This window comes from Parasynechococcus sp., from assembly GCF_042954325.1.
Taxonomy (GTDB): domain Bacteria; phylum Cyanobacteriota; class Cyanobacteriia; order PCC-6307; family Cyanobiaceae; genus Parasynechococcus.
The window spans coordinates 1-13,669 of record NZ_JBGKDS010000002.1 but is presented as its reverse complement, the minus strand read 5'-3'; the positions used below and the strand labels follow the sequence as shown (position 1 = coordinate 13,669).

At 60.4% G+C, this 13,669-nt stretch carries 12 protein-coding genes; 4 read left to right on the top strand and 8 right to left on the bottom strand.

Going from position 1 to position 13,669, the window contains the following annotated elements:
* Positions 1-12: 12 nt before the first annotated feature.
* Complete coding sequence (gene psb32, locus ACGVKB_RS00160; protein WP_392349242.1) at positions 13-690, bottom strand: photosystem II repair protein Psb32; 678 nt, start codon at positions 688-690, stop codon at positions 13-15.
* A gap of 32 nt (positions 691-722) precedes the next feature.
* Positions 723-1,130 carry a tellurite resistance TerB family protein gene (locus tag ACGVKB_RS00155; RefSeq protein ID WP_392349241.1) on the bottom strand — a complete coding sequence of 136 codons (408 nt, stop codon included), beginning with the start codon at positions 1,128-1,130 and terminating at the stop codon, positions 723-725.
* A 62-nt stretch (positions 1,131-1,192) separates the two neighbouring features.
* On the opposite strand from ACGVKB_RS00155, the gene ACGVKB_RS00150 reads away from it, so the two are divergent.
* A complete protein-coding gene (locus ACGVKB_RS00150; RefSeq protein ID WP_392349240.1) occupies positions 1,193-1,846 on the top strand; it encodes a cofactor assembly of complex C subunit B in 654 nt (217 codons plus the stop codon).
* On the opposite strand, the gene lptC is transcribed toward ACGVKB_RS00150, so the two are convergent.
* Positions 1,788-2,966 (bottom strand): LPS export ABC transporter periplasmic protein LptC, encoded by a 1,179-nt coding sequence (lptC, locus tag ACGVKB_RS00145; RefSeq protein WP_392349239.1) that lies wholly within the window; start codon positions 2,964-2,966, stop codon positions 1,788-1,790. The genes ACGVKB_RS00150 and lptC overlap by 59 nt on opposite strands.
* The gene (locus ACGVKB_RS00140) at positions 2,953-4,497 is read right to left on the bottom strand and encodes a methionine--tRNA ligase (RefSeq protein ID WP_392349238.1); all 1,545 of its coding nucleotides are present in this window, start codon (positions 4,495-4,497) and stop codon (positions 2,953-2,955) included. The genes lptC and ACGVKB_RS00140 overlap by 14 nt, the downstream gene beginning before the upstream one ends.
* A 67-nt stretch (positions 4,498-4,564) precedes the next feature.
* Between ACGVKB_RS00140 and ACGVKB_RS00135 the strand changes: the two genes are divergently transcribed.
* Positions 4,565-6,364: an FAD-dependent oxidoreductase gene (locus tag ACGVKB_RS00135; RefSeq protein WP_392349237.1), complete on the top strand. Its 1,800-nt coding sequence runs from the start codon at positions 4,565-4,567 to the stop codon at positions 6,362-6,364.
* Here the strand turns inward: ACGVKB_RS00135 and ACGVKB_RS00130 are convergent.
* Genes ACGVKB_RS00130 through rpmG form a run of 3 tightly spaced genes read right to left on the bottom strand, consistent with a single transcriptional unit; the run spans position 6,352 to position 8,864 of the window.
* A complete protein-coding gene (locus ACGVKB_RS00130) occupies positions 6,352-8,394 on the bottom strand; it encodes a ribonuclease catalytic domain-containing protein (RefSeq protein ID WP_392349236.1) in 2,043 nt (680 codons plus the stop codon). The two genes, ACGVKB_RS00135 and ACGVKB_RS00130, sit on opposite strands and share 13 nt — an antisense overlap.
* Before the next feature lie 12 nt (positions 8,395-8,406).
* Positions 8,407-8,628 (bottom strand): 30S ribosomal protein S18, encoded by a 222-nt coding sequence (rpsR, locus tag ACGVKB_RS00125; protein WP_006041316.1) that lies wholly within the window; start codon positions 8,626-8,628, stop codon positions 8,407-8,409.
* 41 nt (positions 8,629-8,669) lie between these two features.
* Positions 8,670-8,864 (bottom strand): 50S ribosomal protein L33, encoded by a 195-nt coding sequence (gene rpmG, locus ACGVKB_RS00120; RefSeq protein ID WP_006851071.1) that lies wholly within the window; start codon positions 8,862-8,864, stop codon positions 8,670-8,672.
* A gap of 119 nt (positions 8,865-8,983) precedes the next feature.
* Here rpmG and pheT point away from each other — a divergent pair, with 119 nt between their 5' ends.
* On the top strand, positions 8,984-11,407 hold the full coding sequence (gene pheT, locus ACGVKB_RS00115; protein WP_392349235.1) for a phenylalanine--tRNA ligase subunit beta: 2,424 nt from the start codon (positions 8,984-8,986) through the stop codon (positions 11,405-11,407).
* A gap of 5 nt (positions 11,408-11,412) precedes the next feature.
* Here pheT and rlmD read toward each other — a convergent pair whose 3' ends face one another.
* Positions 11,413-12,801, bottom strand: coding sequence for a 23S rRNA (uracil(1939)-C(5))-methyltransferase RlmD (rlmD, locus tag ACGVKB_RS00110; protein WP_392349234.1), 1,389 nt, complete (start codon positions 12,799-12,801; stop codon positions 11,413-11,415).
* 114 nt (positions 12,802-12,915) lie between these two features.
* Here rlmD and ACGVKB_RS00105 point away from each other — a divergent pair, with 114 nt between their 5' ends.
* The gene (locus ACGVKB_RS00105; RefSeq protein ID WP_392349233.1) at positions 12,916-13,410 is read left to right on the top strand and encodes an allophycocyanin; all 495 of its coding nucleotides are present in this window, start codon (positions 12,916-12,918) and stop codon (positions 13,408-13,410) included.
* Positions 13,411-13,669 lie beyond the last annotated feature (259 nt).

Genomic DNA, 13,669 nt, shown 5'->3' with positions numbered 1-13,669 from the left:
CGACGGTGAACGTCAGCGAGAAAACACCCACCAGGTGGCCATGGGCACGATGGTGCCCACCACCAGGAGAACAATCACCCAGGTGAACGCATCGCTCTCTTCGGTTTCTGCCTTCGTCGGCACATTCGTGGGCAGGGTGGTGCGCACGATCTCCTCCGGAGGACCGGGATCTTCCCCGCCTTCCAGCACCGTTGCCAGACGATTCAACCCATCGATCGAGGCCTGGCGGTAGCGATCACCCTGGCGAAGGGGAGTGGCCATGGTCGCCCGTCCTGTGCTGGTCAACAAGGACTCAGGGAGTTGAGACGTCAGCTCTGGATCGGCAACAACAGCCGCTCGCTTGTTCTGGGTTTCGATCAGCAACAACAACATCGGAGTGCTGTTGTTCGGGGTGCTCCAACGCTCGAGAAGCGCATCACCGAAGCTACGCAGGCTGAAGCCGTAATCCAGCCGCCGGACGGTCACCAGACGGGCATCGATGCGTCCATCTCCAACCTCCTGCAGCCGGTTCTCCAGCTCAGAGCGACTGGCACGACTGAACACATCAGCGTCGTCGAGCAGATGAGCCTCAGGGGGTTGCTCGGGGAGGTTGCCCGGAGCAATCGCAGCTGCTGATGGCACCAACACACCGAGTGTGATGACCAGGCTGAGCAGCCCTGTAATCAGACGCCTCGTGAGCGGAGAAACCATCGAAACAGAGTTAGCTTTGCCCCAGTCTGCCGTCAGGTGTCCAGGCTGGTGCGGTTGAGCGCAGCGATCGAGCGAATCACCATCTGAGCATCGCTGTCTGGAAGGGACATGTCCACGGAGAGTTTGTCGAGCAATGCCGACTCCTCAGGGGTGACCTCGCGATCGGCATGGACCAAATGCGCCGCGACGGCCAAAGCCGACTCCTGTTGCGGCAGGGACAGCACCGGTAATGCGGCGGAGATCAACCCTTCGACCCCCCCACTGCGGAGCAGCTTGAGCAAATTGTCGAAAAGATCACCCATCTGGGCCTCGCTGAGACCGGCATAAAGCGAGCGATACTCCAGTTGGAGCCGCAATGCATGGGTTTCATCACGGCCGAGCTTCCCATCACAGGCAACGGCTGCCAGTGCTATGGCCGCGAAAGCTTCGCTGACGTTCATGACGCGCACTCTGTTGTCCACATTTGAGCAGGATGTTGTCGATCTGACAGCAGAACGAAACCATGCCGCTGCCTGCCCGTTTTGTCCTGAGCATGGGACTGCTTGTTCTGCTGTTGACACTGGTCAACGCTGGAACAGCCCAGGCCATCAGCCCTGAGTTGCAACGGGCAGAGGTGATTGGCGGTCTTGCCGCCGTTGGCTTGATGTTGATCGCTGTGCTCTGGACACGGGCCAATCCACGCTCTGCTGAGCGCCAAGAGCTACCCGGCGAGCAAGGTCTCATTCTTGCCGAGGAGCTCGATGATGCCGTGCGTCAGGAACTGGGCTGGGGCAGTCACATGTTGCTCACCGCAACCTCCGCGGCCACCGTGCTCGTGTACTGGCGCGGGCGTGTGGTGCTCCGACGGGGATTGATTGCCGACGGAAGCTTCGAACCCGGCGCCATCAGCCAGCGCGCCATGGAGCGGGAAAGCCTGGTCTCGATGGTCAAAACCGCCCTATTCCCAGGCCGAGGTGAATTCGATGCCGTTCTACCGGACCTCCCTGCCGTCGTGGTCGCACCCATTGGACCAAACGGTGTCGTGATCCTCGGAGGCTGGTCCGAACGCTGTTTTACGCGATCCGATGAGATCTGGTTGAAGGGTTGGATCGAACGCCTCAGAACGACACTGGAGCAGTCTTCGTCGTTGTCGCTGGATTCGCTGTCTTCAACTTGAGGGTGGAGGTGACGCGTTGGCCGGGAGCCCCAAAGCGAATCACTCCGGCATCGTTCAGCACACCTTCCAAGCGAGGGGCGCGGGTGATCTGGTCGAGGGACAGGCGCTTCAGCACGACATTGCCGTCGGCAACGATGGTCTCATCAGACCAATTCCAGCTGCAGCGTTCGGCGGTGAGATGTTGATCCGGTTGCGCCAACTCACATCCGGCGGGAATGGTCACAAGCTCCGCCTGTTGATCCACCCGAAAACCACGGCCACGGGCGGTGCCCGATTTCAACGTGGCCAACACGTCGGAGTCTGAGAACAACACCTGACGGCCGAAATCCCATCGCGTTTGCCCGGTGGTCAGCTTGCCTTGACCCTTGGGAAGGTTGAACTGAACCGGAGCAAGCAGGTCGATGTGTTGTAGCAGGGTGTTGCCCCGTAAACGGCTTGCGGTCACCGTTTCGCCCTGCTGGCGAACAACCTTGACGGGTCCCTGCGACTGCAGGGCTCCAGTGACCAGATTCCAGGAGCCATCGCCGCTGACCAGTCGACTGTTCGGCTCCTGGTCCGACCGTTGTCCAATCCAGCGTTTCCACAACGTCGTCCCCCGGAACGACAAGGTGTCCCGTTGGGTGTCAAAGGTCAGATGATCAACACTGAGATCTGAGGTCGCATCCAAGGCCCGTGGATTTTGATCGATCACCATCTCAGACCGGCTGGGGGTCCAGACCAGCCGATCACCGGTGATCTTGACCCGGCGTTGCGTGAGTTGTTGGAGCGCTACAGCGCCTTCAAGGATCACGACCTCGCCATCATTCAGGACCGTGGCGAGCGCAGCCTGAATTTGAAAAGAGGGCTGATCTTGCCGATACAACACCCCTGTCGGGTTGATCGCTCGAACAGTTCGACTATCGAGGGAATAGCGGGCTTCGGGGCTCTGCAAATCCCAGTCACGGCTGCCGTCCGAACGCCGTTGACTGAGGTCCAGAGAGCGAAAAACAAACGGTGGAATCGCGTTGGAGTCCGGTGATGACGCCTCTCGACAACCGGCCATCGAGACACCGAGACCGAGGGAAATCAGCAGGGACAGAACCAGGCTCCGCCGGGATCGCAACCGCTCAGAGGTCTTCATCAAGTTCCAGTCGTTGCATCACAGGACTGGGTTGCGGCAGAACTGCACCGGAACGCAGACCACCCCAGCGGAGCTGGGCTTCCCAATCAGCCGTGATCGGATCATGGCCCAACTGACTGAGGATCCGAGCACTGAGGTCCGGTACGAGGGGTGACAGCAGCACGCCCACGAGCCGGGTCGCCTCGAGAACGGCATAGAGGTCATCACCAACGGCGGCTTCCTGCCCCTCCTGTTTCATCCGACTCCAGGGGGCGGTGTCATTGAGATGACCATTGGCACTGATCGCCAATTGCAGGATGGCCTCAGCGGCGGCCTTAAAGGACAACGCAGGAATGGACTCGAGCACAACCGACACGGTGGTCTGGCTGAGTTGCGCCAGCGGATGAGAGCCCTGGGACGCACTCATCGCCGGGGGCACCGCATCCGAAAACCATTTGCGTGCCATCGACGAGGTGCGATTCAGCAGATTGCCGATTGTGTTGGCCAAATCGTTGTTCACCAGATCGGTGAAGCGTTGCTGCTGGAAATCACCATCGTCTCCGAACTGCATATCGCGCAGCAGATACCAACGGACAGCATCCGCACCACAGACCGAAAGCAGAGCCTCTGGGTCAAGCACATTGCCGAGGGATTTACCCATTTTTTGGCCTTCCCGTGTCAGAAAACCATGGCCAAAGACATGCTTCGGCAAGGGGAGTCCGGCCGACATCAACATCGCCGGCCAGTAGACCGCGTGGAAGCGAAGAATGTCCTTGCCGATCACATGCACCGCTGCGGGCCAGCCCACTTCGGACAAGCGCTCGAGATCCACGTCGCCACCGTCATCCAGGAGGGCACTGAGATAACCCAGCAGCGCATCAAACCAGACATAAAACGTGTGACCGTTCTCTCCTGGCACCGGCAGGCCCCAGGACACATTCACCCGAGAGATCGAGAAATCCCGCAATCCCTGGGCCACAAAATTGCGAACTTCCTGGCGGCGACTGGCTGGAGCGATGAAATCATCGCGGTTCACCAACGCTTCGATCTCACTCTGATAGCGGGACAGACGGAAAAACAAATTTTCCTCATCCCTCCATTCCAGGGGTTTGGCGTGGATCGAACAATCCGGTTTGTCCGCCTCGGGCGGAACATCTTTGTATTCCTCACAACCGACGCAATACCAACCGGTCTGCCGTCCACGGACGATGTCGCCGGAGGCCTGCACGCGGGCATAAAACTGCTCGACCAGTTGGAGATGGCGAGGATTGGTGGTCCGGATGAAGCGGTCGTTGCTGACCTGCCATTGCTCCCAAAGCTCGCGGTAGCGCGCACTGACGCGATCACAGTGCTCCTGGGGACTCAGCTGCTGCTGTTCCGCCGTGCGTTGGATCTTCTGACCATGTTCATCGACACCGGTGATGAACACAACATCGTTGTTCTGCAACCGCTGAAAACGGGCCAAAGCATCACAGGCCAGCGTTGTGTAGGTGCTGCCGAGGTGAGGCTTGTCGTTGACGTAATAAAGCGGTGTCGTAAGGGTAAAGGTCATTTTGGTCTCGGAACCTCAGCTGCCACCGGGCGACGCAGGATCCTAACGACCCCCCTCGTCTTCGCCGATGGCATCTGTCTCCCCGCCAAGCACCGTCTCCGTCGATGTGGTGGTCTGGGGTGGTGGAACAGGGGGGGTGGCGGCTGCCCTGCAGTCAGCACGAGCAGGCGTGGAGACACTTCTGCTCACCCCTGGTCCCTGGATGGGAGGGATGCTCAGCAGTGCAGGGGTCTGTGCACCCGACGGGCACGAACTGAGCTGCTGGCAAACCGGACTGTGGGGAGCCTTTCTGAGGGGAATCGCCGAACGCGAACCGAGTGGTGTCGATCAGAACTGGGTGAGTTGCTTCGGATTCCGCCCCGACACCGCCGAGCAGCTCCTTCGAGATTGGGTCGCCCGGGAGCCCAAGCTGCGCTGGTGGCCCGGCTGCGAACTCCTGGAGGTGACCCGCAAAGGCGATCGGATTGAGCAGCTGCGCGTCAGTCGGGCCGATCGGCAGGATCGAATCCATGGATCCGTGGTGGTCGATGGCAGTGACCTAGGGGATGTCCTGGCCCAGGCCGAGGTTCCCCATCGCTGGGGATGGGAAGCCCAGGAGCAGTGGAATGAACCCAGCGCACCAACCCGAAAACGCCTCGCGTCCGACAACTTCTTTCGCAATCAGCCGGTTCAGTCCCCCACCTGGGTGAGCTTCGGCCAGGAGTCCGCTGCAGACGTGCCGAACCACCCCACGGTGGAACCATCCGGCGCCTTTGCAGGTTGCTTGGCCTCGTTTGGTCTGGCCCGAACGCTGAGCTATGGCCGCCTGCCGGGGGGCCTGGTGATGCTGAATTGGCCGCTCCATGGCAACGACTGGCACCAAGGCCTGGATCGCTCGATCAGTGCCAACGCCTCCGATCGGCTGGATCTGGAGACGGAGATGCAGGCGCACAGCCTGGCGTTTCTTGACCAGCTGCAGCACTGCAGCGACGGTTGGTTGACGCCCGGTGAAGGCATTCCCGGCTCTGGATCACCGCTGGCTTTGATGCCCTACTGGCGGGAGGGTCGCCGACTGATCGGACGCAGCACGGTCACCGAGAGGGATCTCCTGCCGATTCACGACGGAGCACGACGCGGACCACTGCCGCTCAACAGCGAAGGCAACTGCACAAGCATCGCCGTGGGGACCTATGCCAACGACCATCACTACCCGGGTGAAGACTGGCCCTTGGCCCCGAAAAGTTGTCGTTGGGGTGGGCGTTGGACCGGAACACCCTTCTGCATTTCCTATGACGCTCTGGTGTCGGATCAAGCCAGCAACCTGCTGATGGCAGACAAAGCCTTCAGCGTCAGCCATATGGCCAATGGCGCGACCCGCCTGCAACCGCTGATCCTCAACATCGGCCAGGCGGCAGGGCTCGCTGCGGCTCAGGCGGTGCAACGGAAGTGCCGACCGGCTGAGCTGCCCGTGCGGTCGTTGCAAATGGCCCTGCTCAGAGATGACCAGGCTCCAGCGGCGGTGTTGCCACTCTGGGATTGGCCCTGGTGGCATCCCAACTGGCTCCAGGCCCAGTGCGACGGCTTGGATCATCCCGATCAAGTCGATGCCTTCGGTGGCCTGAACGGATCCAGGAAGCTGGAGCGACCGACCACTGATCAGGCCCCTGCCGCACCGCATCAAATCGGTGTCGAAGGTGTGTTGCGGAGGCTGGATCCGTTCCGCACCAACCTGGAATGTGCTGATGGGGACTGGCCCCTGATCACGCTCGAACCCGGCGTGGCCAACTGGCTGGAGGGCTTGGATGGAGGAGAACGGGTGCGACTTCGAGCCATTCGCAACCCCTGGGGTGCATGGCTGAGGGTTTTGGGGGGAACTCAGCTCAGCTGAAGCTGCAAGTCACCCCGCTCAGGGTCAGCCAGCGTCACGCGCAGATTGAGGCGATCGCCCGGCACCGGTTCTCCACCTTGCACCTGGCCAACGAGATCCATGGCCAAGTCATCCACGTGAACCAGGGCCAAGCGATCCTGGGGACGCAACCAGCGCAGGAACTGAGCGGACCAGGTTTGCTCGCGATGCTCTGCGAACCAGACCTGCTGCCAGTGCCGTTGATCTTCACGGCTGATCTGAATGGACTGCCGCAGGGGATCGTCGAGGTCATCGATCAATTCACCAATCCGACTTTCTGCCAACGGGGGTTGACCGCTCAGGCTGGCGATCAGCTGGCGATGGGTGAGGAGATCGGCGTAACGACGAATCGGAGACGTGGCCTGGACATAAGCCGGCAAACCAAGGCTGAAATGCGCCATCGGTTGGGTTCCCTGGACACCACGACTCAGACATCGCTTGATCGCGGCATCACGCACCGGCCCCTCAGGCAATGCCTCAAGCTCCGACTCCGACGGCAAATCCGCAGGGGGCTGGCTGCGATAGGGAAGGGGGAGATGATTCTCTCGGCCAAATTCCGCCACGACGGCCCCCATCAACAGCATCGCTTCACTGACCATCAACCGCGCGGCACTGGGTTCGATCACCTGCAGCTCGACGGCATCGTGATGACGACGGAAACGACCCTCCAACCGGTCCAATTGCACAGCACCCTGGCGGTGACGCCAGGCGGCGCGTGTTTGCATCAACCGTGAGAGATCCGCGAGGTCCTCATCACCCGGTGGCGCGAGTTCAATCAGCTCATCACCATCCTCATAGGTGAGGCCGTAACGGGGCTGAATCCAACTGCGACAGATGCGTTGGTCAACGATGGTTCCGTCATCGGCCAAATGAACGCCCACACTGAGTGCCGCAGTGCGTTGGCCGGCCTTGAGGCTGAGCGGTCCAGCCGCAAGCTCCAAGGGCAGCATGGGTAGAACGCCATCGCCCAGGTAAAGGGTGGTGGCCCGACGCTTGGCCTCACGGTCGAGGGGACTGTCCGCTTCAATCAACCGTGCCGGATCGGCGATGTGAATCCAGACCCAGAGTTGGTTCCCTTGGCGTTCAAGCGAAAGCGCATCATCGATTTCCCGGGTGCCGGCGTCGTCCAGGGTGTAACTGGTGTGACCCGTTAGATCACAACGGGTGTCGTCGCCGTTGTGGACATCGGCAGCGCAATCGATCAGCCGCTGGGCTTCGCCATTGAGCTCATCACTGAAGTGCTTGGACCACACACTGCCCCGCAGCGCCCGGGGCTCATGGGCATCAATGAGCTCACGACGAATCAACCACTGACGCAAACCTGGCGGATCGGCGTCGATCTGCAGTTGACGAAGCCAGGTGGCTTCCTCGGAACTGAGGTCCAGGCTCGAACTGGACTCACTCGAGAGATCGATTAAACGCTCCAGGCGTTGTTGCCATTGAGCGGTCAACGCCCCATAGCGCTCACCGCTGAGCGGGAGCGCCTCGCGCAGAATCGACAACTGAGCATCCGCCAACCGCTCGGTCAGCAGCCGTTGACGGGCCTGCAGACGCTGACGTCGAATCTCATCGCTGGCTTTCGGCTGAATCGATCGATCCCGTTTCACACGGAACCACAGTTGCTCGCCATGGAGCCAACTCCAAACCGCTGCGAGGCCTGTGAGGTCCAGGGGATGGGTCAGTAGCTCAGCGAGATCAAGCAGCGAGAGCGCTGGGCATTGATCCGCCGGTCCAGCATGGTCGGACATCAACAACCACCACACTTCCGCCGCGGCACGAGGTTGAGGATGTCTCGCCTGAAGATCTTCCGGGGATGGCAACGGAGCGGAGGCGATCTCGGCATCCAATCCGGGAATGCCAATCAGGTCTCTTTGGGGCACCTCCTGATCCCGTCGTTGCCCACCAAATGAAAGAGCCGCCTTGCTGCCCTTTGAGGACAACAGGCGGCCGAGAAGTGCTTGACCTTTGATCACGACGCCGACGATGTCGCCGGGGACAAAAGCCGCTTTCACCACAACGAAGAATCAGCCTTCGGGGTTGACGAAAGGAAGCAGAGCAACGATGCGAGCACGCTTAACAGCGTTGGTGAGATCGCGTTGCTGCTTGGCGGTCAGTCCGGTGAGACGACGGGGCAGAATTTTGCCGCGCTCAGTGATGAATTTCTTGAGCAGATCCACATCTTTGTAATCGATGGGATCGCCGGGTTTGATCGGCGAAAGACGCTTCTTGAAGAAGGAGCTCGACATGAATCAGGAACGGTTGGAATGGTGAGAAGAGAGCTGCAGGGTCACTTGATCTCCTTATGGAGAGTGGACTTGTTGCAGTGGGGACAGAACTTCTTGATCTCCAGCCGTTCGGTGGTGTTCCGGCGGTTCTTCTCGGTCGTGTAACGGGACACGCCGGGGGAACGCTTGGCGGGATTGGACCGGCATTCGGTGCACTCGAGAGTGATCACGATCCGGACGCCCTTGTTCTTGGCCATAAAGGACGTTGCGCCGCAGTTGCGAAGCGAATTGACAAACAAAGAGCTTACCCGGTCGCCCTATCGGGCTCAGCCCGGGGGCGCTTCCTAAGATCACGCGCCCAGTTCCTTGCAAACCCATGCGGGTGTCCCTCTCCTGGCTGAAGCAACTCGTCCAGGTGGATGAATCCGTAGAGGCACTCGAAAACCGCCTGTCCATGGCTGGATTTGAGGTGGAAGAGATCGATGACCTCAGCGCCAAGGCCCAGGGGGTGGTCGTGGGCCATGTGCTGGAGCGTGAGCAACACAGCAATGCCGACAAACTCAGTGTCTGCAAGGTGGATATCGGCGCAACCGAACCCGTTCAGATCGTTTGCGGAGCCGCGAACGTACGGGCCGGCATTCATGTGCCCGTCGCCACCGTCGGAGCTGTGCTTCCCGCCGTTGGACTCACGATCAAAGCCGGTGAACTGCGCGGGGTCGCCAGCAACGGAATGATCTGCTCGCTGACGGAACTGGGCCTGGCCAACGCGTCGGACGGCATCGCGATTCTTGAGGAGTTGACCGACCAGCTCCCGCCGACGGGAACACCCGTTGCAGCGTTACTCGGCCTGGATGACACGGTTCTGGAACTCGCCATTACAGCGAACCGTCCCGATGGACTCTCAATGGTGGGGATCGCGCGGGAAGTGGCGGCACTCACCGGAGGTGCCCTGTCCCTTCCAGAGCTGAACTTTGAACCCGATCACCGGGATCTCACGAGCGATTTCGATGGCGCCTTCTACGGGCTGGTCAAGATCGACGGCGTCGATGGATCCACCCCATCACCAACCTGGTTGCGACAGCGGCTGGAACGGGCTGGTGTCAACAGTGTGAATGCCGTTGTTGATATCACCAATCTGGTGATGCTGGAGCAGGGTCAGCCCCTGCATGCCTTTGATGCCGATGCCCTGGAACGCATCACGGGCTCTCCGGTGGATGCCAACAGCTTTGGAGTCCGTCCCGCCCGTGATCAGGAGGAGTTCATCGGCCTCGATGAACGGGAACTGGTCCTGAATGCCGACGTCCAGGTGGTGACCTGCCACGACAAACCCGTCGCCATCGCCGGTGTGTTGGGAAGCCAGGCCAGCGCTGTCACAGCTCAGACCACCAGCATCTGGTTGGAATCAGCGATGTTCTCGCCCGCGCGGGTGCGCCGTTCAGCACGCCAGGTCGGACTGCGGACCGACGCCAGCGGTCGCTACGAGAAGGGACTGCCCGCCGATCTCACCCTGGCCTGTTCCGTCCGGGCCATCGAGCTGCTGCACGAGCACTTCCCATGCAGCGTCGGTGAACGCTGGGTTGGCGGTCCGGCCCCCCAGCCACCAGCACCGGTGCCCCTGCGTCGCCTGGCCCTGCATCAGTTGCTCGGGCCCCTCGACGGCGAGGATGGAAGTGAGGACCTCGCCGATGACGTCATCGAGCGTTGTCTGACGGCCCTGGGTTGTGAGCTGGCCCCCAGCGATGACGGCTGGGATGTGACCACGCCGGCCTCCCGTCGCCAGGACCTCCAACGCGAAGTGGATCTGATTGAGGAAGTCGCGCGCCTGGTGGGCTTCGATCGCTTTGAAGCGCACTTACCAGACCCCCTCGCCCCCGGTGCACTGACGCCGCGGCAACAGGCCGAACGCCGCCTCCGCCGGTTGTTCTGTGCAGCAGGGCTGCAGGAGGTGACCACCTTGTCGCTGGTTGGTGCCTCCGACAGCGAGCAGCGCATCGCCATCAGCAATCCCCTTTTGGCGGAAACCAGTCATCTGCGCACCAATCTCTGGGAAGAGCACCTGCAAATCTGCGTCCGCAACCTCAAGGCTTCCCAAAGTGGTTGCGCCATCTTCGAAATCGGCAACACCTATTCCGGCACGCCGGAAGCCGTCACCCAAACAGCCCAACTCTGCGGCGTGATCTGCGGTGAACGGCGCCTGGAACGCTGGACCACCAATGGCAAACCATCCACCCCGACCTACTTCGAAGCACGCGGTGTGCTCACGCGGGTGATGCAGGCCTTGCAACTCGACCTCTCCGACCGTCGACTTACAGATGACGAACGGCTGCACCCCGGTCGCGCATCCACGTTGGTTCTGGAAGGTCGACCGTTGGGATGCTTCGGCCAGGTGCATCCAGCACTGGCGGAATCCCTGGACCTTCCGGCGGAGACCTATTTGTTCGAATTGGATCTCCAACGGCTTGTGGATGCCGCTACGCGGAGCAATCGCTGGACACCGACCTATCAGTCCTTCCCCACCGTCCCGGCCAGTGAGCGGGATCTCGCGGTGGTTGTTGCCAAGGACTGTCTGTCAGGCGACCTGATTCAGGCGATCCGCAAAGCGGGTAAACCGCTGCTGGAGCACGTGGAACTGATCGATCGGTTTGAAGGCGACCAACTGGGTGACGCCCTGGCGAGCCAGGCGTTCCGCCTTCGCTATCGGGGGAAAAAAGAGACTTTGACCGACGACAAGATTCAGCCGGTCCACGAAAAAGTCCGCCAAGCCTTGGTGAAGCAATTCAACGCTGAACTGAGAAGCTGAAGCGATTAGTGGGTCCGACGCAGTAATGCCAAAGATTCCAAATGTGTCGTCTGAGGGAAGAAATCAACTGGCTGTAGTTCATCCAGTTGATAGGGCCCATTGGGTGCGAGTAAACCCTTGAGATCCCTTGCCTGGGTGGCTGGATCACAACTGAGATAGGCAATCAATCGCGGGGGACGAGACAGGATAATCTCGACCACTTTTGGGTCGACACCCCGCCGTGGGGGGTCGAGAACAAGGGCATCGCTGCCGACCAGTTTTGGCTCTAACAGATCGAGCACATCACCGGCCAGAAAATCACATCCATGGGAGAGACCGTTTTGCATCGCACTGATCAAGGCCTGATCAACGGATTGTTGATGTGACTCCACGCCGGTGACCGTCAAACCGCGTTGCGCCAAAGGCAAACTGATGGTGCCAATTCCGCAATAGGCATCAATGACCGAACCCCCCGGAGCATTGGCTTGAAGCCAGTCTGCGAGTGCCGTGACGATTCGCTCCGCCTGTGGCGTGTTGATCTGAAAGAAGGTTGTGCTGCTCAAGCGCAGGCTTAAACCACAAAATTGTTCGCTGATGGTGTCTGATCCAGCGATGCAATAGGTCTCCCTGCCGAGAATCAGGTTGTTGCGCTTGGGTTGAAGATTCAGGCAGACCCCTTTGAGCTGAGGCCACCGCTCAAGCCAACGCTCGGCAAGCTCCTCAAGACCCGGCAGTTTCGAACGGCTACTGATCAACGTGACCAGAACCTCCCCGGTGTGATGACCGAGGCGAAGACCGAGGTGTCTGAGTCCGCCATTGGCCAGCAGGTCATGGTCAGCAGGCCATCCACTGGCATCAAGGTCCTGCTTGATCGGTTGCACCAAAGCATCGAGGCGCGGATCGAGCACTGGACAGTGATTCATGTTCACGATCCGGTGGGTTCTGGCCCGGTAATACCCGGCACGCAAGGGACCATGTCCGTCACGTCGCAGGGGGATCAAGGCACGATTGCGATATCCGATTGACCGTGTCGGGGAATCAAGAACCGGATGTGCAAGAGCTTGAACACCACCAACCCGAGCCATGGTCTGCTCGAGGGTTTGTTGTTTCCAAAGGCTCTGCTGCGAATCTTCCAACGCCTGCAAGGTGCAACCGCCGCAATCGCTGGCCAGGATGCAGGGCGGTTTACGGCGGTGGGGTGAGGGTTCCAGCAACTCAACCAGCCGGGCAAACCAACGCGAACGATGACGTTGTTGCAGCTGAACGCGCGCCTGCTCACCGGGCAGCAACCCTGGAATCACAACAACCCAGTTGTTCCACTTCGCCAGCCCCTTGCCATCTCTGTCGAGGTCGCGGCACTCAACGTCGATCAGCAATCCGGGAGACGGTGAGGCTTGGCTGATGTCCTGGGGCATCGGGTGTCCTGTGTCGTGTCAGCGGCCTGGCATTGCAAAGGCGTAACACCTGAGCCATCACAGGCCTGGAGAATCGTCTGCAACCACTAAACTCCACGAAGCCTGTTCAGTTCCATGAGCGTTGTCCGGGATCTCATCCTCCAGGCCGATGATGATCTGCGGTACCCCACCAGCGGCGAACTCCGCACCATGGTCGAGTTTCTCGATCAAGGGGCCATGCGAGTGTCAGTGGTGAAGGTCCTCACAGACAACGAGAAAAAGATCGTCGACGAGGCGGCCAAGCAGCTGTTCAGTCGCAAGCCCGAATACGTTGCACCGGGAGGCAATGCCTACGGCCAGCGTCAGCGTGCCCAGTGCCTTCGTGACTACAGCTGGTATCTGCGCCTCGTCACCTATGGCGTTCTGGCCGGCAGCACCGAAATGATCCAGGACATTGGCCTGGTGGGTGCACGCGAGATGTACAACTCCCTGGGCGTCCCGATGCCTGGCATGGTTGAAGCGATGAAAGCCATGAAGTCGGCGTCGATCGCCCTGCTCTCTGAAAAGCAGATCAAACTGGCTTCGCCCTATTTCGACTTCCTGATTCAGGGCATGCAAACAGCCACCTGATCGGGCCGGCCCAGATCGAAACACATCTACCTGGGCCCAGGCCCAGGTTTTTTTTGACCAGACCACCTTCAAAGAGCTTCTCGCTAATCTAAGCCGAGATTCGGATTGAGACTCGTAACGAGACACGGTCAAGACAAGCAAGACATGGCGAGCGGCTGTCGCTCGCTTTGGCGATGGCGATGGCGATGGCGATGGCGATGGCGAACCAAGGCAGTTGCGGCGGAATCTGACCAGGGTGCGGTGCCGAACCCCGACAACA